Origin of the sequence: Corallococcus sp. AS-1-12, assembly GCF_020036995.1 — a bacterium.
Classification (GTDB): Bacteria; Myxococcota; Myxococcia; order Myxococcales; family Myxococcaceae; genus Corallococcus.
Genome location: NZ_JAIQDD010000019.1, coordinates 1 through 22,000 on the forward strand (window position 1 = coordinate 1; position 22,000 = coordinate 22,000).

At 71.2% G+C, this 22,000-nt stretch carries 22 protein-coding genes; 14 read left to right on the top strand and 8 right to left on the bottom strand.

From position 1 onward, the window contains the following. Positions 1 to 18: 18 nt before the first annotated feature. Positions 19 to 651, bottom strand: coding sequence for an ATP-binding protein (locus K8556_RS25720; RefSeq protein ID WP_223742734.1), 633 nt, complete (start codon positions 649 to 651; stop codon positions 19 to 21). 132 nt (positions 652 to 783) lie between these two features. Between K8556_RS25720 and K8556_RS25725 the strand changes: the two genes are divergently transcribed. The 3 genes from K8556_RS25725 (at position 784) to K8556_RS25735 (ending at position 2,583) form a co-directional block, all read left to right on the top strand. After that, positions 784 to 1,245, top strand: coding sequence for a GNAT family N-acetyltransferase (locus tag K8556_RS25725; protein ID WP_223742735.1), 462 nt, complete (start codon positions 784 to 786; stop codon positions 1,243 to 1,245). A gap of 254 nt (positions 1,246 to 1,499) precedes the next feature. Then, a complete protein-coding gene (locus K8556_RS25730; RefSeq protein ID WP_223742736.1) occupies positions 1,500 to 1,838 on the top strand; it encodes a UBP-type zinc finger domain-containing protein in 339 nt (112 codons plus the stop codon). Between the two features lie 103 nt (positions 1,839 to 1,941). Then, positions 1,942 to 2,583 carry a glutathione S-transferase family protein gene (locus tag K8556_RS25735; RefSeq protein ID WP_223742737.1) on the top strand — a complete coding sequence of 214 codons (642 nt, stop codon included), beginning with the start codon at positions 1,942 to 1,944 and terminating at the stop codon, positions 2,581 to 2,583. Between the two features lie 353 nt (positions 2,584 to 2,936). Here K8556_RS25735 and K8556_RS25740 read toward each other — a convergent pair whose 3' ends face one another. After that, positions 2,937 to 4,331, bottom strand: a complete 1,395-nt coding sequence (locus K8556_RS25740) for an IPT/TIG domain-containing protein (RefSeq protein WP_223742738.1) — start codon at positions 4,329 to 4,331, stop codon at positions 2,937 to 2,939. 95 nt (positions 4,332 to 4,426) lie between these two features. Between K8556_RS25740 and K8556_RS25745 the strand changes: the two genes are divergently transcribed. From K8556_RS25745 to K8556_RS25755, 3 genes are all read left to right on the top strand, one after another. Then, positions 4,427 to 5,356: a methyltransferase domain-containing protein gene (locus tag K8556_RS25745; RefSeq protein ID WP_223742739.1), complete on the top strand. Its 930-nt coding sequence runs from the start codon at positions 4,427 to 4,429 to the stop codon at positions 5,354 to 5,356. 73 nt (positions 5,357 to 5,429) lie between these two features. Then, a complete protein-coding gene (locus tag K8556_RS25750; protein WP_223742740.1) occupies positions 5,430 to 6,749 on the top strand; it encodes an amidohydrolase in 1,320 nt (439 codons plus the stop codon). A gap of 9 nt (positions 6,750 to 6,758) precedes the next feature. Further along, a complete protein-coding gene (locus K8556_RS25755; protein ID WP_223742741.1) occupies positions 6,759 to 7,373 on the top strand; it encodes a Crp/Fnr family transcriptional regulator in 615 nt (204 codons plus the stop codon). Here K8556_RS25755 and K8556_RS25760 read toward each other — a convergent pair. After that, positions 7,351 to 7,995, bottom strand: coding sequence for a DUF4386 domain-containing protein (locus K8556_RS25760; protein WP_223742742.1), 645 nt, complete (start codon positions 7,993 to 7,995; stop codon positions 7,351 to 7,353). The two genes, K8556_RS25755 and K8556_RS25760, sit on opposite strands and share 23 nt — an antisense overlap. 238 nt (positions 7,996 to 8,233) lie before the next feature. Here K8556_RS25760 and K8556_RS25765 point away from each other — a divergent pair, with 238 nt between their 5' ends. The 3 genes from K8556_RS25765 to K8556_RS25775 all read left to right on the top strand — a co-directional run bounded on the left by K8556_RS25765 (position 8,234) and on the right by K8556_RS25775 (position 11,902). Further along, positions 8,234 to 9,916, top strand: a complete 1,683-nt coding sequence (locus K8556_RS25765) for an invertase recombinase-like protein (RefSeq protein ID WP_223742743.1) — start codon at positions 8,234 to 8,236, stop codon at positions 9,914 to 9,916. Between the two features lie 140 nt (positions 9,917 to 10,056). Further along, complete coding sequence (locus K8556_RS25770; RefSeq protein WP_223742744.1) at positions 10,057 to 10,578, top strand: MarR family winged helix-turn-helix transcriptional regulator; 522 nt, start codon at positions 10,057 to 10,059, stop codon at positions 10,576 to 10,578. Then, positions 10,562 to 11,902, top strand: a complete 1,341-nt coding sequence (locus K8556_RS25775) for a S41 family peptidase (RefSeq protein ID WP_223742745.1) — start codon at positions 10,562 to 10,564, stop codon at positions 11,900 to 11,902. Before K8556_RS25770 ends, K8556_RS25775 begins: the two co-directional genes overlap by 17 nt. Before the next feature lie 15 nt (positions 11,903 to 11,917). Here the strand turns inward: K8556_RS25775 and K8556_RS25780 are convergent, their stop codons facing one another. Then, a complete protein-coding gene (locus K8556_RS25780) occupies positions 11,918 to 12,781 on the bottom strand; it encodes a caspase family protein (protein ID WP_223742746.1) in 864 nt (287 codons plus the stop codon). A gap of 145 nt (positions 12,782 to 12,926) precedes the next feature. Beyond that, positions 12,927 to 13,649 carry a hypothetical protein gene (locus K8556_RS25785; protein ID WP_223742747.1) on the bottom strand — a complete coding sequence of 241 codons (723 nt, stop codon included), beginning with the start codon at positions 13,647 to 13,649 and terminating at the stop codon, positions 12,927 to 12,929. Between the two features lie 72 nt (positions 13,650 to 13,721). On the opposite strand from K8556_RS25785, the gene K8556_RS25790 reads away from it, so the two are divergent. Next, entirely contained in the window at positions 13,722 to 14,249 is a 528-nt protein-coding gene (locus K8556_RS25790; protein WP_223742748.1) for an ureidoglycolate lyase, read from the top strand. 9 nt (positions 14,250 to 14,258) lie between these two features. Here K8556_RS25790 and K8556_RS25795 read toward each other — a convergent pair whose 3' ends face one another. Next, positions 14,259 to 15,623, bottom strand: coding sequence for a HEAT repeat domain-containing protein (locus K8556_RS25795; RefSeq protein ID WP_304504001.1), 1,365 nt, complete (start codon positions 15,621 to 15,623; stop codon positions 14,259 to 14,261). Positions 15,624 to 15,704: 81 nt separating this feature from the next. Between K8556_RS25795 and K8556_RS25800 the strand changes: the two genes are divergently transcribed. Then, entirely contained in the window at positions 15,705 to 16,514 is an 810-nt protein-coding gene (locus K8556_RS25800; protein ID WP_223742750.1) for a class I SAM-dependent methyltransferase, read from the top strand. A gap of 4 nt (positions 16,515 to 16,518) precedes the next feature. Here the strand turns inward: K8556_RS25800 and K8556_RS25805 are convergent, their stop codons facing one another. Continuing rightward, entirely contained in the window at positions 16,519 to 17,433 is a 915-nt protein-coding gene (locus tag K8556_RS25805) for a DMT family transporter (protein ID WP_223742751.1), read from the bottom strand. 123 nt (positions 17,434 to 17,556) lie between these two features. Here K8556_RS25805 and K8556_RS25810 point away from each other — a divergent pair, with 123 nt between their 5' ends. From K8556_RS25810 to K8556_RS25820, 3 genes are all read left to right on the top strand, one after another. Then, a complete protein-coding gene (locus K8556_RS25810; protein ID WP_223742752.1) occupies positions 17,557 to 18,477 on the top strand; it encodes a LysR substrate-binding domain-containing protein in 921 nt (306 codons plus the stop codon). Between the two features lie 86 nt (positions 18,478 to 18,563). Then, positions 18,564 to 19,118, top strand: coding sequence for a MarR family winged helix-turn-helix transcriptional regulator (locus K8556_RS25815; protein ID WP_223742753.1), 555 nt, complete (start codon positions 18,564 to 18,566; stop codon positions 19,116 to 19,118). Continuing rightward, positions 19,105 to 20,994: a chloride channel protein gene (locus tag K8556_RS25820; protein WP_223742754.1), complete on the top strand. Its 1,890-nt coding sequence runs from the start codon at positions 19,105 to 19,107 to the stop codon at positions 20,992 to 20,994. Before K8556_RS25815 ends, K8556_RS25820 begins: the two co-directional genes overlap by 14 nt. Before the next feature lie 10 nt (positions 20,995 to 21,004). On the opposite strand, the gene K8556_RS25825 is transcribed toward K8556_RS25820, so the two are convergent. After that, entirely contained in the window at positions 21,005 to 21,991 is a 987-nt protein-coding gene (locus K8556_RS25825) for an NAD-dependent epimerase/dehydratase family protein (protein ID WP_223742755.1), read from the bottom strand. Between the last annotated feature and the right edge of the window lie 9 nt (positions 21,992 to 22,000).

Below are 22,000 nucleotides of genomic sequence, written 5' to 3' on the forward strand. Positions count from 1 at the left end.
GACGGCAACCTCGTCATGCTACCGCAGGGAACTCGTCGCGCCGCCTGACGCGTTTCCACTCCAATTGACACGACCTCGGACGATGACGGTGCCATGCGCTCCCATCCAGTCAGGCCGCACGGCCGCCCAATCACAACCATGCTCTTCGTCCAAGTAGGGCCGGGTCGTGGTTTCAATGGACTGGGTGCCGTCATCAAGCTCCACGGACCAGATCTTCAAACCGTACTCACCGGTCTCCGGGTCCTGCTGGAGCCAGACCATCGACGGCTCCTGTCCCTCCACCCAGGACACCACCACCATGCCATGGCGGTTCCACGGCAGCAGGGACGTCTTGGAGCCCACGCCGAAGTTCTCCGCGGCTTCCCCAATGGGCTTGCTGCCTCCACCGAACGTGTTGAAGAACTCCTCGAGTTCCTCCGGACCCATGCCCTTTCCATCGTCCGCGATCACCCGCCGGTACACGCCCTTGCGTTCCACGGCCTGCCATTCGATGCCGTATTCGACGTGCCGCGCCCCGGCCTCCAGGGCGTTCATCAATGTCTCGCGCACCCACTGGAACACGCCCCCTTCTCGGTAGGTGCGTTCGACGAAGTGCTGCGTGCCCGCGGACTGCATCGCATGGATTCGGGTAGATGACTTCCGGGTGGCCATGCCCGCGTCTTGTAGCGTGCCGTTCGGCGGATGCATCTCCCCCAGAAGAGGGATTGCCGGCGAACCTTGGCGAGTTCACCGCCTCCACCGCGTGGCCCACCCGCCCCACTGTCGCTAAGGTGACCGGACACCATGGCCTCCTCTCCTCTCGACTGGCAGTGGAAGCGCTTCAACGAGCTCACGCTCGAGGAGCTGTACCGGCTGCTCGCGCTGCGCTCCGAAGTCTTCGTGGTGGAGCAGAAGAGCCTCTATCTCGATGCGGACGGCCTGGACGCCGCGTGCTTCCACCTGCTCGGGTGCGTCCCGGGCACGGGACAGTTGGGTGCCTACCTGCGGGCACTGCCGCCCGGCCTCAAGTTCCCCGAGGCGAGCCTTGGCCGCGTCGTCACCGCGCCGACGCTGCGCGGGCAGCGGCAGGGCCGCGACCTGGTCGAGCGCGGCCTGCATTTCCTCTCCGAGCGCTTTCCGGGCGCGCCCGTGCGCATCGGGGCGCAGGCCTACTTGCAGCGCTTCTACGAGGGCTTCGGCTTCGTGGCCGTGAGCGACATCTACGACGAGGACGGCATCCCGCACCTCGACATGCGCAGGGACTGAAGAGATTAGAAGACGACGCGGCTGTCCGACATCATCCGGCGCAACACCAGCATCCGGAGGATCCAGAACGAAGTCTTCTACGTGAAGTAGCGCGAAGTGCTCGGCCCCCCGGCCCGCCGCGCACCACGAGCGGCGAGCCGGGCGCCCGCCCCGCGACCGACACGGCCCCACGCGCGTTGCGGCCGGCCCTCTCGCATCCCCATGTTCGACACCATGAGGCCCTCGGACGGAGGCCCCGACGCGGAGCGCGAGCCATGAAGAAGGCATGTCCCCATCTGGAAGCGACCGAGCATCACCGGACGGCTCCCATCCACCCCAGCGGCCACGGTTGCGCGGAGTGTCTGAAGGACGGAGGGGACTGGCTTCATCTCCGGATGTGCCTGACCTGCGGACACGTGGGCTGCTGCGACGACTCGCCGTCACGCCACGCGACCCGGCACTTCCACGAAAGCGCCCACCCGGTCATCAAATCGTTCGAGCCCGGAGAGGACTGGGCCTGGTGCTTCGTGGATGAGCAGTTCGTCGAGCGGATCCCCACCTTCCCGGGTGAGTCGCCCCCGGTGCACTACTCGGCCCCCACGAGCGCGCCGTAGGCACCTGCCGCGCGGACAGAGTCCCTGAAGATACCTGACAGGCCCTTGTCACGCCGGGGGGATAGGACTTCCTCATCCACCCTTGCTGACCTGGAGGTCCGTCTTGAAGCTCTACTTCCACCCCCTGTCCGGAAACTCGCGCCGCGTGCTGCTCGTGGCCGCCCACCTCGACCTTCCCCTCGAGCGCATCGTGGTGGACCTCACCACCGGCAAGCAGCGCGAGGCGTCGTACCTGGGCATCAACCCCAACGGGCGCGTCCCCGTCCTGGACGACGGCGGCTTCGTGCTCTGGGAGTCGCGCGCCATCATGGTGTACCTCGCGGAGAAGACCCCGGGGCAGACCCTGCTCCCGACGGACGCGCAGGGCCGCGCCGACGTGAACCGCTGGCTGTTCTGGTGCTCGGCCCACATGGCCCCGGCGAACACCGTGCTCGTCCAGGAGAATTTCGTGAAGCAGCGCACCGGCCGCGGGCCGCCGGACCCCGCCGAGGTCGCGCGCGGCGAGGCCCTCTTCGCGCAGACGGCGCCCGTGCTGGACTCGCACCTGGCGGGCAGGACGTGGGTCGCGCAGGAGCGCCTGACGCTCGCGGACCTCTCGCTCGCCGCGTCGTTCGCCCTCGCGGCCCCGGCGCGCCTGCCCGTCGAAGGCTACGCGAACCTCCGGGCCTGGCTGGGGCGCGTGCAGGAGCTGGAGGCGTGGCAGCGCACCGCGCCCGCCATGCCGCCGCCGGCCGCCCGGGGCTGAGCAACCGCTCGCGGCGCTCCACCCGGCATGGGTGAGCACGGCGCCGTGCCTCAGCGCGGTTCCTGGGCGAACTGCTCACGATAGCGCCCCTGGAGCGTCTTCAGCTCCCCCACTGACGGAGGTAGGCGCAGGGATGGGGCGGCCGGAGAGGCTCCTGCGCCGAGCGCATGGCGTTGCAGGGCATGAGCTCGTAGATGAGCTCGACCTCGATCGGGAGGTTGCTCGTGGACATGGGTCCCCCTTCGGCCACGACTCGAATGGAGGCCTCGCCCGAGCACGGTGGGGGCTCCCTGACCGTCAGGAGGCCCCCTGGTGCAAACGCTTCCCTGCTGCCCCCTCGCTCGCGGCGGTCCCTACCGGGGCGCGCCCTGGGCGACCCAGTCGATGATGGCCTGCTTCTGCGCGGCCGACAGGGGGCTTCCCTTGGGCATGGCGCCCCCGGAGCACGCGGGGCTGCTGTTGGTCGCGAGGATCTTGTCGATGAGGAAGCTCTGCGCGCGCAGCGGGCCACAGGCCTGCACTCGCAGCCGCTGACCACACCCCTTGCTGCTGGTGGGGACGCCGACGAGCTCGTTGTAGGCGTTGCCGGCGGTGAGGTTCACCGGCGTGGAGGCGGTCGCATGACAGCCGCTGGTGGCGCAGGTCGCCGTGAAGATGGGTTGCACGTCCGACGCCAGCGTGGACACCTTGCTGGCCACGCCGAACGTCACGGGCGCGGACGTCTCGCGGCCCGGTGCCGGGTGGACGACGGTGACGGTGGCGGCGTTGCCGCCAGGGGCAGAGGCCACCAGCGCCGCGGGAATGGAGGCGCGCAGCTCGCTTGCACTGATGAAGGTCGCCGCCACCGTCGTGCCGTTGAAGGAGAGGCTCGCGCCCTCCTTGAAGTTCATCCCCTTCACGGTGAGCGTGAACGTCCCCGAGCCCGCCACCGTGCCGCAGGGTGACAGCGAGGACACCGTGGGGAGCACCACGCCCGTCGCGGTGACGGTGAAGTCGAGGCTGGCGCTGACGCCGCCCCCTGGCGCCGGGGTGACGACGCGCACCTGGTGCGTGCCGGCCCGCGCCGTCACGGACGCCGCCACGCGGACCTCCATCCGCTGCGGACCGTCATGGGTCGTGGCCAGGGCGACGCCGTCCAGCTCCACCTGACTTTCGTCCACGAAGCCACCGCCTCCCACGGAGAGCACCACCTCGCCCACCCCCTCCTGCACGGTGGAGGGCGTGAGGGTGTCGAGCGTGGGAACCGGACGGGTGGGCACGCCGCCATCCGTGACGGAGGTGGACGGCTCCGGCGCACCGGCGCAGATCCACCCGGCGACGTCCCGCAGCGCGGCGGTGTCCAGGTACGGGCCGCCCTGGGGCATGCGTCCCTGCGCGTCCGGCTGAAGCTTGAGGGACAGGCGGCTGCGCTCCGGGTGGCCGGGCTCCACGAGCAGGAGCGAGGAGTCGCCAACCGAGGGCCGCTGCACGGTTGCCTGCCACAGCTCGCGCGCGTCACGGAACGTCAGGCCGCCCGCGCCGGTGTCGTGGCACCCGACCGTGCAACCGGTGGGGCGGTCCGCGGCGAAGTGCGCCGCGTAGACTTCTTCTAGCGTGCGGGGGGCGACGCCCTCACAGGCGCTCCCGGTGGAGGTGCCGGGATCGGGCAGCACCTCGGCGTCCCGCTGCTCGACACAGCCTGTCAGCCCCCACACTGTGAGGCACAGCAGCCATGCGACCTTCGAGGTGCGCGAGGTCACACCGGCCATGGGGGCGCTCCGGATGGATTCTCCCTGCATGACAGGAAGGACTCGCAACCCCTCGCGCCGGCCACACCCCTGGCGATCTGATACCGTGACGCCCCATGCCCCCCTCCGCCCCCGTCCCACCTGCCCCTCCCTGGTGGGTCGAGCGCGCCGAGGCGCTCCTGGCCCCGAGCGATTTGCGGACGTTGGGACTTGGCGCGCAGTGGGAGCTCCTGGAGCGGTTCTCCTTCGTGCAGGAGAACGTGGAACCGGAGCTGCTCCTGCTCGATGTGCGGGCCCGTCCGGAGCTTCAGGCGCTCTGGGCCGCGATGCAGGCGCGGGCACTCCGGGTGACCGAGGCCTTGGATGCGGCCGGAGATGACGTCGCCCAGCAGCTTCGAACAGGGGTCCTCTCTCCGGCGCGCTTCCGGGAGCAGTGGGAGGGGCTCGGCTTCATCGAAGCCACGGGCCGCGCGAGCACGGCGGCGGATGACTGGCTCGAGGGCCTGCTGCGCATCTCCCGCATCACCACCGGCCAGGACCGTCCGCCGTTCGGGCAGGTGAACCTGGCCTCGCGGGCCCAGCGCATCTCCGACTTCCTCTCCATCACGAGTCCGGGGCCGCGCGACACGGTCTACGACCTCGGCTGTGGCAACGGGAAGTTCGCCATCACCGTCGCCGCGAGTTCCTCCGCGCGGGTCAAGGGCGTGGAGTATGGACAGACGTACGTCGAGTCCGCGCGCCGCAACAGCCAACGTTTCGCGCTGCCCAACCTGGAGTTCATCCACGCGGATGTCCGCGACGTGGACATGTCCGACGGCACCGCGTTCTATCTCTACTTCCCCTTCTGGGGAGAGGTGGCGCACGCGGTGGCCCGGATGCTCGGGGACGTCGCGCGGAAGCGGGACATCACCGTGTACGCCTCGGGCCCCCGCCACGACTACGGCGAGCACTTCCTCGAGCAGGTGTCGCAGGGGGCGCTGCGTCTCGAGCCGCGGCGCCACGACTTCGCCGACGTGATGGTGCTGCGCAGCGCCGCCTTCGCTTGAGGGGCTTCCCGCGCGAAGCTCCGCGCAAGACGTGCTGTAGTGGGGGGTGCCCTGACGGTCAGGAGGCTCCCTGGTGAAAACGCTCCCCCTGCTTCCCCTGCTCTTCGCCTGCCTGACGGCGCCCGGCGGCCCCGTGCTCGCGGCGGCGCCCCCTCCCCCGGTCCTCGCGGGTCTGGACGCGCTGTACCCCGAACTGGACGCGCTCTACCGCGACCTGCACCAGACGCCCGAGCTGTCACTCCAGGAGGAGAAGACGGCGGCGAAGCTGGCCGAGCGCCTGCGCAAGCTCGGCTTCGAGGTGACCCCGAAGGTGGGCGGTCACGGCGTGGTGGCCCTGTTGCGCAACGGCAAGGGGCCCACGGTGATGCTGCGCACGGACCTGGACGGGCTGCCGGTGGAGGAGAAGACGGGGCTGCCCTACGCCAGCAAGACGAAGGCGAGGGATGGAAGCGGGACGGAGGTCGCGGTGATGCACGCGTGCGGGCACGACGTGCACATGACGTCATGGATGGGCACGGCCACGCTGCTGGCGCGGACGAAGGACCGGTGGCGCGGCACGCTGATGCTGGTGGGGCAGCCGGCCGAGGAGATTGGAGCGGGGGCCCGGCAGATGCTGGCGGACGGCCTGTTCAAGCGCTTCCCCAAGCCGGACTTCGCCGTGGCCATGCACACCGTGGCCACCGCCGCGGCGGGGACGGTGCGGTTCACCCCGGGCTATGCGCTGGCGAGCGTGGACTCGGTGGACGTCACCCTCTACGGCAAGGGCGGGCACGGTGCGTACCCGCATACCACCGTGGACCCGGTGGTGATGGCGGCGCGAACCGTCCTCTCGCTGCAGACGCTCGTCAGCCGGGAGAAGAGCCCGCTGGAGCCAGCGGTGATCACGGTGGGCTCCATCCACGGTGGCACCAAGCACAACATCATCCCGGACGAGGTGCGCCTGCAGCTCACGGTGCGCACGTACAAGCCGGAGGTGCGCAAGGCGCTGCTGGCCGGCATCGAGCGCATCGCCAGGGCGGAGGCGATGGCGTCCGGAGCGCCCCGCCCGCCCGACGTCAACGTCACCGAAGGCACGCCCGCCACCTTCAATGACCCGGCGCTCACGAAGCGGCTGGTGGACGCGGTGGGCAAGGCGCTGGGCGAGAAGAACCTCAGCGAGACGCCGTCCGTCATGGGCGGAGAGGACTTCTCCGAGTACGGCCGCGCGGGCGTGCCCTCGGTGATGCTGTGGCTGGGCATCACCGAGCCCAAGCGCTTCGCCGAGGCCAAGGGCACGGAGGAGGCACTGCCCTCCCCGCACTCCGCCCTCTACGCGCCGGACCGCGAGCGCGCGCTGCGCACCGGCGTCACCCTGCTGACGACCTCCGCGCTGGAGCTGCTGGGCAGTCCCTGAGGCCGCGTGGTGCTTCCCTTGAAGAACAGGCTCGTCGACTACTTCCGCCGCATTGCTCCTCTGTCGGACGAGGAAGCCAGGGCCATCCTGGACAGCATCGTGGTGAAGCGCTGTCCGAAGGGTACACACCTGCTCATGGCGGGGCAGGTCTCCACCGAGGCCTACTTCGTCCTCCAGGGCTGCGTGCGCCAGTACGCCATCGTCGACGGTGAGGAGCGGAGCAACGGGTTCTTCACCGAGGACGACTGGGTCCTCTCGATTCACAGCATGATGAACCAGACCCCGGCGGATCACTTCTGGGTCTGCGCGGAAGACACCACGGTGGTGGTGGGCACCGAGCAGCGCGAAGGGGACCTGTATCGGCGCTTCCCCCGCTTCGAGAGCATCTCCCGCCAGGTGATGCAGAAGGTCCTGGCGGAACAGCAGGAGTGGTTCGCGTCCTATCTCAGGGATACGCCGGAGCAGCGCTACCTCAAGCTCTCGAAGACGCGGCCGGGCCTCCTCCAGCGGATTCCGCAGTACCAACTGGCCAGCTACATCGGCGTGAAGCCCGAGTCGCTGAGCCGGATCCGCAAGCGGCTCGCCACGCGTGGCCAGCCGGCTACGCCGCGACGGAAGGCGTGACCGTCCGGAACCCTTTCGTGATGAGCCAGCCTCCGAGCAGCAGCTCGAACAGGCCGCCGGGTCCGGAGAAGAGGATGCCCCACGGCAGCCCGAAGAGCTCAAGCACGGCCCCCAGCGCCAGGAGCCCGTAGCCCACCGCGCCCAGCAGCGGGAGCCACGCGGGAAGAAGCCGGGCGCGGTACAGCGACAGGCAGAACGCCACGCCGCCAGCCCCCAGGAGGATCATCGCGAGCTGGTACGCCCAGAAGTTCCCCTTCGAGAGGAGGTTGAGCAGCGTCACCCGCTCCGGCGGTGCGGATTCTCCGAGCTGGAGGATGCACAGCAGGAACACCACTCCGACGATGAGGGTCAGCGCCTCCATCACCCGCGTGCAGACGTACGCGACGGCGATGCCCGGGCTCCGTTGCCGGAGGATGGGAAAGAACAGCACGCCGATTCCGACGACCAGGATGGAGTTCAACAGGAGCAGCAGCGCGCCCCCGACGAACAGGGACCGCTGTCCGGCCAGTTGCTCCGGGTCCTTCAGGACGGCCGTGACGAGCGCGGTGCCGATGCCGTAGGCGAAGAACGGGAGGAGGAAGAGGCTTCCCAGGGCGCGGGAGTGAAGGCGGGTGATGCGCATCGCGAGGGCTCCAGGACGTTCAGCGACGTTGTGGCCTCGAGAGTAGGGAGGGGCCGCACTCCCCCGCATTGACGAGGGTCAATAAACCCGGGGAGGGCCGCTGGGAGCACTCCCCGGCGATGGGGGGGCACGGTCAGGCGTGGAGCAGACCCCGCCGGAGGCCGCTGAGCCCCTGCGGGTGATGGCTCTCCTGTACAGTGTGGTACGAAAGATCCAGTTCTGGAACCGGAGGCTCGCGTTGACGTTGTTTCGAGTGTGTCTGACTTCGCTGTTGGTGTTGGCCGTCGCGTGCGGCGGTGATTCGAATCCCGCGGAGACCCCCGATGCCGGGCAGACCCGGCCGGACGCGGGCGTCGAGACGCCCGACTCGGGCGAGCCGGTGCCCGACGCAGGCACCGAGACGCCTGACTCCGGCACCGAGACTCCTGACTCCGGCACCGAGACTCCTGACTCCGGCACCGAGACTCCTGACTCTGGCACGGAGACGCCGGATGCGGGCACGGAGACGCCGGACTCCGGCACCGGAACCCCGGACGCTGGCACCGAGCCGACCGACGCGGGCTCCGGGACACCGGACGCGGGCGGGCCCACCGAGGTGAACGTCATCGACAACGGGGGCTTCGAGGAGTGGCCCGGGGCGCTTCCCGCGCTGTGGTCCGGGAGCACGACGAACATCGAAGACGTCGTGCAGAAGGTCACGTCACAGCCCTACGAGGGCTTGAACGCGGCCCGGCTGATCAACACGTCGAGCACGCACAAGCGCTTCACCACCGTGGCGAAGTCCATGGCCGCGGGCCGCTACTCCTGCACCTACCGGGCGCGGGGCACCGGTGACGTCCGCAACGCCTGGTTCGGCACCGACTACTCCAGCTACTCGTCCTACACCTCCCTCGACACGCAGACGTGGACCCAGGTGAGCTACAACTTCAACCTGGCCAACGCCGTCTTCGACACCTTCGAGCTCATCTTCAGCGTCCGGAACACCAGCGGCGAGCACGTGCTCATCGACAACGTCCGCTGCGTGCGCACCCCCGAGCCGTGCGATGCGGTGAGCTGCGAGGCCTGGGCGCGGTGCGACAACGCCACCGTGACCTGCCAGCCGCTCTCCGGCCGCTGCGACGACGCCATGGACTGCAGCGAGTGGCAGGCCTGCGACGCGACCCACACCTGCGTGACCGCGGCGGACCGCTGCGTCCGCCACGCGGATTGCGCGGGGACCCCGGAGACGCCGGTCTGCGACACCGCCTCGCACCTCTGCGTGGAGGGCGACCCTTGCGCCGGCGTCACGTGCAGCAACCCGGCGACGAGCTGCAACCCCACCACGGGCGTGTGCGAGCTGGCCGAAGGCGCCTGCTTCACGACGTATGACTGCCGCGGCGCCCTGCCCGCCTGCGACCCGGCCACCCGCCGCTGCGTCGCGGCCGACCACGCGGCGAACATCATCCGCAACGGCGGCTTCGAGAACTGGAGCACCCGCCCCATCCCCTACTACGGGAACAACTACGTGCCGGATTACTGGTACGGCCTGGACAACGGCATCACGGACCCGGGCACGGAGATCAAGCCCTCGCGCCTCGCGCGCTACACGAGCGCGGTGCACGGCGGCTCCTCGGCGCTGCAGTTCGTGGTGCCCATCCAGATCGCGGAGCGCTTCACGACCGAGAAGTTCAACGTCCCGACGGGCAACTACTCCTGCTCGTACCGCGTGCGCGGCCACGGCAGCATCCGCCACCGCAGCTACTCGAGCGGCGGCTGGAGCCCGCAGACGGACTTCCTCACCGTGGACAGCGATGAGTGGCAGCCGGTGTTCTTCCGCTTCACCGGCAACGTGCGCGACTGGCGCCTGTTCTTCTACCCGAGCCGCAGCGTCGCCGACCGCGACCACCTCCAGGTCGACGACGTCGTCTGCACGAAGGACTAGGACGCGCCGTTGACAGGAAGGGAGCGGTGGGGCGTGAAGCCTCATCGCTCCCTGGCCTCCGGTCCGTCTCTCCCCTGACACCGCGCGCTCCAACCTCCCCGGCTTGACGGCGACAATATCCGTAAGCAATAACGGAGTCCATGGACGACGTCGCGAAGCAGGGGACGGGGGCGCTTGGCTCGCGGCTGCGGCGGGTGGTGGAGCGGATGGACCGCGACGTCCACGCCATCTACCAGGCGGCGGGCGTGCGCTTCGAGCCGCGCTGGTACGCGGTCTTCACGTCCCTCCGGGACCACGGCCCGCTGACGGTGGGAGAGCTGGCGGAGCGGCTGGGCGTCACGCACGCGGCCGTCAGTCAGGTGCGCACGGCGCTGGAGCGCGAGCGGCTCATCACCGGCGAGGCCGACCCCGTGGACGGCCGGAGGCAGCGCTTGAAGCTCACCGCGCACGGCCGCAAGACCGCCGCGAAGCTCGCGCCGCTCTGGGCCGCCATCCAGACCGCGGCCACGGCGCTCCTCGACGAAGGAGCGCCCCGACTGCTCGCCGAGCTGAATGGATTGGAGCGCGCGCTCGACCACTGCGGCCTGCGCGCGCGGGTGGGTGACCTGCTGCACCTCGAAGACCCAGACGCACCAGGAGCGCCCCATGATTCCAAGCGCTGACCGCCTGCTCATCGCGGCGACCGCCCTGTGGCTCGTCGCGAGCCCCCTGCCCTCCTTCGCGCAACCTCCCGCCAGTGGCGCCGTCACGGCCCCAGCGCGGCTCACCGCCGCGGAGCGCGACGCGGCGCTGTCCTCCATCCAGGCGGAGCTCCAGCGAACCTACGTCTTCCCGGAGCAGCGCGCGGCGCTGGTCGAGCGTCTGGAGCGGGAGCGGAGGGCGGGCCGCTACACCGTCGACTCTCCAGCGGAGTTCGCCGAGCGCGTCACCGCCGACCTGACGGAGGCCAGCAAGGACCGGCACCTGTACCTGGTGAACGACGCCGCGCGGTACGCCGCCGCGAAGGCGCCCAGGGCGCGGGAGACGGAGACCGACGCGTACTGGCGCCAGCGGGCCCTGCGCGAGCACCACGGCCTCACGGAGCTGCGCGTGCTGCCGGGCAACGTGCGCTACCTGAAGGTCTCCGGGTTCCACTGGGTCCAGGACGAGACCGGCACGGCCTATGACGACGCCCTGCGGTTCCTGAAGGACGGGGACGCGATCATCATCGACCTGCGGGACAACGGCGGGGGCGTCCACGCGGCGGTGCGCTACCTGGTCAGCCACTTCCTCGATGGGGACGTGCCGCTGTTGACCTTTGTCTCGGGCTCCAAGCCTCCCGAGCAGTCCAGGACGCTGGAGCACCTTCCCGCCGGGAGGTTGATGGGCAAGCCCCTGTACGTGCTGATCAACCCGCGCGTGGCTTCAGCGGCGGAGGAGTTCGCCTATCACGTCCAGCAGCTCAAGCTGGGGGAGCTGATCGGCGCCAGGACCGCGGGGGCCGCCAACAACAACGCGCTCGTGCCCGTCGCCCCCTGCTTCGTGCTCAGCGTCTCGCGTGGGCACCCGGTCCACGCGGTCAGTGAGACGAACTGGGAGGGCGTGGGCATTGCTCCGGACGTGGAGACACCTCCCGAGCAGGCCCTGGAGGTCGCGCAGTCCCGCGCCTTGAAGAAGCTGCTGGCGAACCCCGGCCTCACTCCGGCGCTCCGCTCCGGATACGCCTGGGCCCAGACGACGGTCGAGGCCGGACTGCATCCGGTCTCCGTCCCGGCGCGGATCCTCAAGCCCCTGGCTGGCCGCTTCGGGCCGAACGAGGTGTCCTGGCGGGACGGCGCGCTGTGGCTCCGCCGTGGAGGCCGGCCTGCCGCCCGGCTCACGCCCCTGACGGCGGAGGGGCTGTTCTCCGTGGAGGGCCATGAGTCCTTGCGCGCACGGCTGACCGGCAAGGCGCTGGAGCTGCTGTGGAGCGACGCGCCGGAGCCGGCCGTGTTCGCGCGCGGCTGAGGCCCCTCCCCCGCGTCATTTGACGTGGAATGGCACCTGCTGCTCGAACTCGCGGCTGGGGACTCCGATGACGGAGTACGCCGGAGACTGGATGGGCGGCATGGTGCGCAGGATGCGGCGGTGGAAGGTCGGGTAGCTGGCCTTGAACTTCCCCCCGTTCCACACGCGCAGCAGGTTGGCCGTGAAGAGGCCGTTGTGCACGCCGTCGCTGGAGAGCTGGTTGTCCTGGCAGCCGGAGATGAGCAGCACCGTGGCCTTGAGCGTCAGCCTGGGGTCGTCCTTGGGCAAGCCCTTCAGGATGGCGTCGTACATCGCCTTGTTGTCGCGGTACGTGCGGTGCTCGATGCCCAGGGGCATCTCCTTGAAGCGCCGCTCCGTGTGCTCCGTGCTCCGCAGCGAGTCCGCCAGCAACTGCAGGCTGCCGCTGGCGCGCAGGGCCGCGTAGGCGACGCTGCTCACCGAGCCGCTGTGGCAACTGTCGGAGAGCATGAAGACCCGCACGCCCGCCTTGAGCTTGCCCATCGCCTGGTAGATCTCGTCGTCGACGAGCTCCCCGTCGTACAGACACCAGGTCTCATCCAGGCCGTCGTCCTCGTCTCCGTTCAGGTCGGGGAGCTGGCCGCCGTGCCCCGAGTAGGTGAGCAGCAGCAGGTCCCCCGCCTGGAGCACCGACGCCGCCTCGCCCAGCTCCGCGAGCACCTTCGCGCGCGTGGCGTCGCGGGTGAGGAAGGGGCGGATGCGGCTGAACTCCTGCGCCTTCGCGATGCTGATCATGTCCTCGGCGTCCGCTTCGCACGCCTGCAACTGGCCATCCCAGCCCGCGTAGTGCTTCGGATCCACCGCGTTCAAACCGATGTTGATGGAATATCCCTGCGCCATGACAGTCCTTGCCTCCCTCCTTCACGGTGGAGACGGACGGCAGGGATGGCAGGAAGGAGGCGGGGCGCGCCGTGCCCCTCCCCGGCCCTGTCCCGGCCGGGAGCCCGGGGCTCGCCCCCTCCGCTGCGCGCGTGGCGGCGGTCGGTCAGTCGTCCGAGGGGACCGCCTCCCCCCAGGGGCCGTCCTTCAAGCGCAGGTGACGGCGCAGGGTGTTCGCCAGCCAGGTGACGTCGCCTTCGCTCTCGAAGCCGCTCACCAGCGTCAGCGTCCGGCCGTCTCGCGTCCTCGCGCGCAGGGCGAAGCGACGGAGGACGAGCATCCCCTTGCCGCCCTTGCGCGTGAAGGCGTGCACCGAGAGGGAGTCCAGCGTGCGCACGTCCACGGTCGCGGCGCCGGACAGCGGCAGCGGCTTCGAGAAGATGCGCATGCGGTCTCCCCGCACCTCCACCCAGGTGAGGTTGAGCGTCGCGGCGAGCGCCGGATAGAGGACCGCGAGCGCGACCACGCCCACCGCGCCCCACTGGAGGGCACTGAAGCTGGCGACCGTTTCGTGGAACCGGACGGCGAACAGGACCGCCGCGAGGAGCAGGCCCAGCATCAGGTACATCGCGTCGAAGGTCGGGGCGGTCCACCCGATGCGCAGGGCCCCGTCCTCGCGCTCCACGAGGAAGTTGGGGGGCGCCACGGAGACCGCGCCCCGGGCCTTGGCCGGCGCCTGTCCCTGAGGGGCGGCCGGGCCTCCCACGCGGCGGAAGTGGCCGTCGTCGCGCACGTGGTACGTCACACCGCAGCCCCGGCAGGTGAGAAGGACATGGCCGGGCGCCAGGCCCGGGAGTGACGTGCCGCACTGCTCACATTGCGCCTGCATCCACCGCCTCCCGGTCTCGCGAGCCTAGCCGGGAACGCGGCGTCGCGGCGCCCGCCCCCCTATAGTCCCCTCATGAAGGACGCTCCCGCCCCGCCCCGCTCCATCGTCGCCCTGCCCCTGACACCGGAGGGCTTCGCTCCCTTTGGCGACGTCGTGTCCGCCGGGCTCAAGAGCGGCGCTTCGGCGAACCAGGGCACCGCGGTGCGCTTCGACTGGTCGGCGCGGCTGGAGAACGGACGGCCGGGGGCGCAGCCCAACCTCGCGGTGTTCCGCTCCGTGCCGCAGCCGCTCCCCTTCACCGTGAAGCTGCTCGAACACCATCCCCAGTCCAGCCAGGCGTTCCTGCCCATGCGCTGCTCGCGCTTCCTCGTCTGCGTCGCGCCGACCGCGCCTTCGGGCGGGCCCGACCTGGACGGGCTCGTCGCGTTCGTCTGCGGCCCCGGCCAGGGCGTGAACTACCACCGGGGCGTGTGGCACCACCCCATCATCGCGCTCGATACGCCGGCCGAGTTCGCGATGCTGGCATGGGAGGACGGGGGTGCGGAGGACTGCGTCGTGCGGCGGTTCTCCACGCCCGTCACCGTCGTCGTCGGGGACTGAGCGGTCTCCCTACCCGTCCGTCCTCGGCTGACGCGCGAGCCACGCGCGCCACTCCTCGGCCGTTTCGTACTGCTCACCGGAGAGCTGCTTCAGCACCATGACCGCGGGGTCACGGTTGATGGGCGTCTGGAGCGCGGACATCTCCACCAGCCGCTCCCCCAACTGGCGGATCAGCCCGGTCCGCTGCGCCTTCAGCGACTCCGGGGGCAGGTCGTCCAGCAGGTAGGTGAGGAGGTAGGTCGCCTTGTTGCGGTCGCCCGTCCTCGGCAGCAGCACCGCGTCCGCCACGGTGGCCACGTCCAGCAGCGGCCGGGTCGCGGCCTGCTGCGTGGCCGTCAGCACGCGCAGCACGTTGTTGCGCACGCCGCCGCTCGGGTCGCGGATGAAGGGCCGCAGCCTGTGCACGGTCTCCTCGGCCGTGGGCGCATAGGCCAGCAGGAACGCGGCCCGGGCTCGCGTCTCCCCGTCCGACTCCTCGCGCAGGACCGCGGTCAGCGCCTCCAGGTGCCGGGGCACCTTCTCCAGGAACTCCGGCTCGAAGGCCGCGAGCTCCGGATGGCCGAACCCGCCCATGCAGTGCGCGACCTTGCAACCGGAGTCCTCCGCGAGCTGGCCCTGCGCCTGGAGCCGCTGAAGCCGCTGCTCGTACTCGCCCCACCGGGCGACCAGCCCCTCCGGGTCCGTGGGGTGGCCCTTGGGGTCCGGGAGGAAGCGCAGCCGGGCCGCGTCCTCGGCGTCCACCATGTCCATCACCACGAAGGCGCTGCCCTTGAGGTCGTCCGCGAAGAAGAGGGTCATCCCCAACTGGGCGAAGGCGAGGTGGTACTGCTGGCGCAGCGCGGCTTCCTTCTGCTTGAAGACCGCGGCGCTGTGCACGACGGGCTTGCCCACCTCCAGCCCCAGCACGCGCCGGACCGTCTCCCGGTCCACCCTCCGCGAACCGAACGCATCAATCCCCTTCAGCGTGAACGTCGGGAACGGAGGCTCGGTCGCCTTCGACAGGTTGGCGCGGGCCTCCGCGACGATGCCGCCCCACGCCGGCAGCGCGTGCAGCGCCGCCAGCTCCAGGTCGTATTCGAGGTGCTCCGCGTCGTAGTAGCCGCCCTGGACCGCCCGCTTCAGCACCTCCACGGCCGCGTCCGTGTGGCCCGCGAGCGAGGCGCACCCCGCGGCGCGATAGAAGGACTCCGCGCGGTCCGGCCCCTCCCCGGCCGCCTCGCCGGAGGCGCGGAAGCGCTCCGCGCACCGTTCAAAGTCCAACGCCGCATAGGCCTGCTCGGCTTCCGCCGAGAGCTGCTGGGCCCGCGCGGCCGGGTCCGCCGGCTTCGGGGCATGCGCGCAGCCCGCCCCCAACGCGACCACGGTCAGTGCCATCACGACTCGCATCTGGACCCACCTTTCGGAAAAAGCGCGTATCTCATGCAAGCTGCGAGCAGGTTTCAAGGAGCGCCAACCATGGCCAACGCCATCTCGAAGACCGCGTACTACACCCTGGCCTGCCGGGCCGAGGACGCGCGCCAGCCACGACCGCTGTGCAATGACACCTTCGCCTTCCGCTTCATGGATGACGAGGCGCGGCAGGTCTGGGCCCGCTTCCAGTCCTTTGACCGGGCCAACGCCAGCAACGCCGCGCGGCACCAGATCATCGACGCGCAGGTGCAGGAGGAGCTGGACCGCGAGCCCAACGCGCGGGTGGTGGTGCTGGGCGCGGGCTTCGACACGCGGGCCTACCGCCTGCGCGGAGGCCGGTGGCTGGAGGTGGACGAGCCCGCCCTCCTCACGCACAAGGACGCGAAGCTGCCGGTGACGGAGGCGAAGAACCCACTCGAGCGCCTCCCCATCGACTTCGCGTCGGAGTCGCTCGTCCGGAAGCTCGAACCCTACCGGGACGCGAGGCGCACGCACGTCATCATCGAGGGCGTGCTCATGTACCTGTCCACCGCGCAGCGCCGCGACATGCTCGCCGTGCTCCGGGAGGTGTTCCCCCACCACGCCGTGTACTGCGACCTGATGCGCGAGAGCTTCCAGCGCGAATACAGCCGCGACCTGCACGCGGTGCTCGCCAGCATGGGCGCGTCCTTCCAGGACATGTCGGACACGCCGGAGGCCCTCTTCCTGGAGGCGGGCTACACGGCCGCGTCCTCCACCTCCGTCCCCCTGCGCGCGCTGGAGCTGGCCGGCAAGCGCATCCCGGCGCTCATCGTCCGGAACTTCATGCGGCCGGTCCGCGAGGGCTACCGCATCTGGAAGTTCGAGCGGCGCTGACGCCTCACTTCGCCTTCGGCGCCGAGGAGGACTGCCCCAGCGCCACGCTCCCCAGGATGAGGGTGCCCGCCACCAGCATGGTGGGCGTCAGCGGCTCGCCCAGGAGCAGCCACGCCCACGTCAGCGCGAACAGCGGCACCAGGTAGGTGACGACGGAGGCGCGCGGCGCGCCGATGCGCTGGATGAGCCGGTAGAACACCGCGTACCCCAGGCCGGTGCAGAGGACGCCCAGGGCCGCCGCCGCCAGCCAGGGCCGCGTGCCGATGGGCTCCGTGGGCCACGTGGCCACCGCGAAGGGCACCATCAGCACCGCGCCGCAGGCCAGCGTGGCGGCGGCGACCGCGGCGGCCGGCAGTCCGGCGAAGTGGCGGCGCACCAGGTTCGACCCGATGCCGTAGAGGAACGCGCCCGTGGTCCCCGCCGCCACGGCCCCGGCGACGCTCGCGCCCCCGGCCTTGCCGCTGGCCAGCACCACCACCCCGGCGAAGCCCGCGAACAGCGCCACCGCACGCCGGGCCCCGATGCGCTCGCCGTAGAAGAGGAACGCCACCAGGGCGGTGAAGAGCACCGCCATGCTGTTGGTGATGGCCCCGACGCCCGCGGGGGCCTGCCGCGCGGCCCAGGCGAACAGCGAGAAGGGCACCGCCGCGTTGATGACGCCCACCAGCGCCAGCCGGGGCCACAGCGCGGGACGCAGGGCCGAGCGCGCGCGCCACAGGAAGGGCATCAGCACCGCCGCGCCCAGCACCAGGCGCAGCGCCACCAGCGGGATGGGGCCGAAGGCCGGCGCCGCGATGCGCAGGAACAGGAAGGACGCGCCCCAGATGGCGGCCAGCCCGCCCAGCTCCAGGGGCGTGAGCCACGCCCGGTTGAAGGTAGGAGTCACGGCCTGGGGATGGGTGAGACCGGATGCGCTCATGGCGGCCCCCTCGTGCGAGGAAGGAATCAGACTTCTGTCTGGCCCTCTCTTCACGCCGCCGCCCTTTCTTCACAAGCGCATCCTTTCCGTGCCAGACATGAGCCAGATTTGAGGCTCGTCCCCATGCCCCTCCACACCGAACTGCTCCCCGCCCTGGCGGCCTTCGAGTCCGCCGCCCGCCACCAGAACTTCGCCCGCGCGGCGGAGGAGCTGCACCTGACCGCGAGCGCCGTCAGCCACCACGTCCGCAAGCTGGAGGACCGGCTGGGGGTCGCGCTCTTCCAACGGCACGCCCGGGGCGTGGCGCTGACGGCCGAGGGGCGCCAGCTCGCGGACGCCGCCAGCAACGCGCTGTCGGACATGGACCACGTGCTCGGGGGCCTCAAGCATTCCCGGGACGAGGACGCCGTGGTGCGCATCACCACGGTGCACTCGCTGACGTACGCGTGGCTCCTGCCGCGCATGCCGGACTTCACCTCGCGGCATCCGCGCATCCGGATCCACGTGGACACGGAGATGGCGCTCACCCGCTTCGACGAGGGCGGGCCGGACCTGGGCATCCGCTACGGCCAGGGGCCCTGGCCGGGCTTGAGCGCGCAGCCGCTCATGGACGACGCCCTGTTCCCCGTGGCCTCCGCGCGGCTGGCGGGCGTGGAGCACGTGCGCGACGCGGCGGACGTGGCGAAGCTCCCGCTCATCGCGGACCTCAGCCGCCAGGGCTGGCAGGACTGGTTCCGCTCGGCGGGCGTGCGCGGGACGCGGTTCGAGGAGCGCTACAGCTTCAGCGACACCACCGGCGCGCTGATGGCCGCGGTGCAGGGCCTGGGCGCGGCGCTGGCGCGCGAGAAGATCGCCACGCCCTACTTCGCGGACGGCCGGCTCCTCCGGCTGCCCGGCCCCATCGTGCCCACCCGCGCCAGCTACTTCGTGGTGTACCCCTCGCACCGGCGCCTGCGGCCCGCCGCGCGCCTCTTCGTGGACTGGCTGCTGGCACAGCGAGACAGCGCGACGGCGCCGCCACCGCCACGCACGCCCCGGCGGTAATCCCGTCCCCGCCTCCAGGCAGCCGAGCAGCCGCCGCGCTTTCGCTTGTGCCCGCTGCCCCTGCCCCGTAGGTTGCGGGCAGTTATATGGGTTCCCATACAAATCGAACGCCGGCGCCCCCGGACGTGTCCGGCGAGGTGCGCGCGGCCATGGACGGCGTGCGGCGGCTGGTGCGGCTGCTGCGGGTCTCCGCTCGCGCCTCCGAACGGCTGGTGGGCATCAGCGGCGCCCAGCTCTTCATCCTCCAGGAGCTGGCGGAGTCCGGGCCCTGCTCCATCAACACGCTCGCGGAGCGCACGCTCACGCACCAGAGCAGCGTGTCCGTCGTCGTCACGAAGCTGATCGAGCAGGGGCTGGTGAGCCGCCGCCGCTCCGACGAGGACGGCCGCCGGGTGGAGGTGGCGCTGGAGCCGAAGGGCCGCGCGCTGGTGCGCAAGGCGCCGCCCATGGCCCAGGCGCGGCTCATCTCCGGGCTGCGCGGGCTGAAGCCCGACGTGCGCGCGGGGCTGGTCCAGGGCCTGGACGCGTGGGTGCGCGCCCTGGGGCTCGACGGGGACGTGGCCCCGCTCTTCTTCGAGGACGAAGCCTCGCGCCCTTCGCGGCGCCGCAAGACACAGGAGCACACCGATGAAGAAGCCTGATGTGGAACGCATCGAGGAGGGCCTGGGCGAGGGGGCGGACGCGCGCTCCAGCCTCCCCGTGGCCCCGTCGATGGGCCCCGCGCTCGCCACCCTGCGCACCCCCGCCGCCTCCGTGGCGGTGGACTCGCGCACCGTGTTCATCAGCGCCATGGCCGTGGTGCTCGCGGCCGTGGCGGGCCTGGTGGCGCAGGGGCTGGGCGCCCTCATCCACTTCGTCACGAACCTGGCCTTCTTCGGGCGGCTGTCCGTGCAGCCGGTGTCTCCCGGCGACAACACGCTGGGTGGCTGGGGGGTGCTGGTGCCCGTGGCGGGCGCCCTCATCGTGGGGTTGATGGCGCGCTACGGCTCGCGGGCCATCCGGGGCCACGGCATCCCGGAGGCCATGGAGCAGGTGCTCTTCAACCAGAGCCGCATCCCGCCCCGCATGACGCTGCTCAAGCCGCTGTCGGCGGCGATCGCCATCGGCACCGGCGGCCCGTTCGGCGCGGAGGGGCCCATCATCGCCACGGGTGGCGCGCTGGGGTCGCTGCTGGGCCAGGGGCTCCACGTCACGGCGGACGAGCGCAAGGCGCTGCTCGCCGCGGGCGCCGCCGCGGGCATGGCCGCCACGTTCGGCGCGCCGGTGTCCGCCGTGCTGCTGGCCGTGGAGCTGCTGCTCTTCGAGTTCAAGCCCCGCTCCGTCATCCCCGTGGCCCTGGCCACCGCCACCGCCACCGGCGTGAGGATCGCCTTCATGGGCGGCGCGCCCGCGTTCGCCATCCCGGACCTGACGACTCCGTCCGGCGGGGCGCTCGCGTTCTACGGAGTGCTGGGCCTTGTCATCGGCGCCGCCTCCGTGGCGTGCACGCGCGCGGTGTACTGGCTGGAGGACCTGTTCGAGAAGCTGCCGCTGCACTGGATGTGGTGGCCCGCGCTGGGCGCCATCGTCGTGGGCGTGGTGGGCTACTTCTCCCCGCGCACGCTGGGCGTGGGCTACACCAACATCGAGGACATCCTCTCCGGCCGCTTCGTGGGCACGGCGATGCTCGTCTTCTGCGCGCTCAAGTTCATCTCCTGGTCCGTCGCGCTGGGGAGCGGGACGTCCGGCGGAACGCTGGCGCCCCTCTTCACGCTGGGCGGCGGCCTGGGCTCCGGGCTGGGGCTGCTGGCCACGCAGGTGTTCCCCGGCCTGGGCGTGGACGTGCGCGTCGCGGCGCTGGTGGGCATGGCCGCGCTCTTCGCGGGGGCGTCCCGCGCGCTGCTCGCGTCGGTGGTGTTCGCCTTCGAGACCACGCGCCAGCCGCTGGGCCTCCTGCCGCTGCTCGCCGGCTGCGCGGCGTCCTACCTGGTGTCCGCGCTGCTCATGCGGCACTCCATCATGACGGAGAAGCTGGCCCGCCGCGGCGCCCGCATCCCCACGGAGCTGGGCGCGGACGCGCTGGGGACGGCGCTCGTGCGCGACCACGGCCTGAAGACCGTGGTGACGTTGCAGGCGGACATGCCCCTGGAAGAGGTGCGCGCGTGGCTTGCGTCCGACGCCTCGGGCTCCCACCACCAGGGCTTCCCCGTCGTGTCCCTCGAAGGGACGCTCGTGGGCGTCGTCACGCGCAGGGACCTGCTGGACGGCCACGCGAGCGAGGGCCGGCGGCTGCGGGACGTGGTGAAGCGGCCTCCCGCGGTCGTCTTCGACGACAGCTCCCTGCGCGAGGCGGCGGACCTGATGATGGACGAGGGCGTGGGCCGTCTGCCCGTCGTCTCCCGCGCGAGGCCCCAGCACGTCGTGGGCATCCTCACCCGCAGCGACCTGCTCGCGGGCCACCGGCAGCGGCTGGCGAACGCCCGCACGCGGGAGCGAGGCCTGGGCTCCGCGCGTCCCCCTTCGCCCCGGACCGCGTGAGCGCTCCGGCTCAGGTCGTCGCGGCGACCGGGGCCGGGCGGGCCTTCGCCTCCTGCTCGCGGCGCAGCGCCGCGAGCGTCTGGCGGATGCCTTCCGCGTACGGCGTCTTGTGCACCGTGCCCAGCAGCCCCCGCAGCGCGGAGTCATCCAGCAGCACGGGGTTCGTGAGCAGGTAGTACATCTCCACCAGCTCGCGCATGAAGGGGTCGAAGAGGCCCGCCAGCCGCACCATCCCCTTCCCCATCGTCATCGTCTTGGGCGCGTGGCCCGCCTGCGCGTAGATCTCCTTCACCATCTCGCGCTGGGTGGTGACGCCCGCGCCGGCCAGGTTCCAGAAGCGGCCGTACGCGCGCGGCTCGTCCATCAGCGCGGTGACGACGGGGCCCACGTCGTTCACGAAGACGAACTCATGCGGCGTGTCCAGCGGCCCGATGAGCGGGGCGCGCTTGCCCTGGCTCGCGGCGACGAAGGCCCGGTACAGGAAGCTGCGCTCCACGCCCGGCCCGTAGAAGTCCGGCAGCCGGAGGACGGTGCCCTGGATCCGGCCCGCGGCGTCCGCCTCCAGCAGCAGGTCCTCCTGCGCCTTGCGCATGCGGCCCTTGTAGGCGTTCGGCTCGCGCGGATGGGACTCCGTCACCGTCGCGGTGCGCGCCATGCCATACGGGTACACCGTGCCGATGAGCACCACCCGCTCCACGCCCTCCGCGATGGCCGCGTCCAACGTGCGGCGCATCAGCTCCGGGTGCAGGTGGAACTGCCAGTAGTTCACCCCCACCATGTAGATGAGGGTCCGCACGCCCCGCGCCGCGGCCCGGATGGACGCCGGGTCGTCCGGATTCCACGTCACCACCTCCGCCCGGGGGTCCGCGCCGAACTCCCTGCGCAGGCTGCCCTCCGAGCGCCCCACCACCCGGTAGGACCGCCCCTGCGCCTGCAGCGCCCGCGCCACGGACTGACCGATGACGCCCGAGGCGCCGAACAACGCAACCGTTTCCATGTCGCTCTC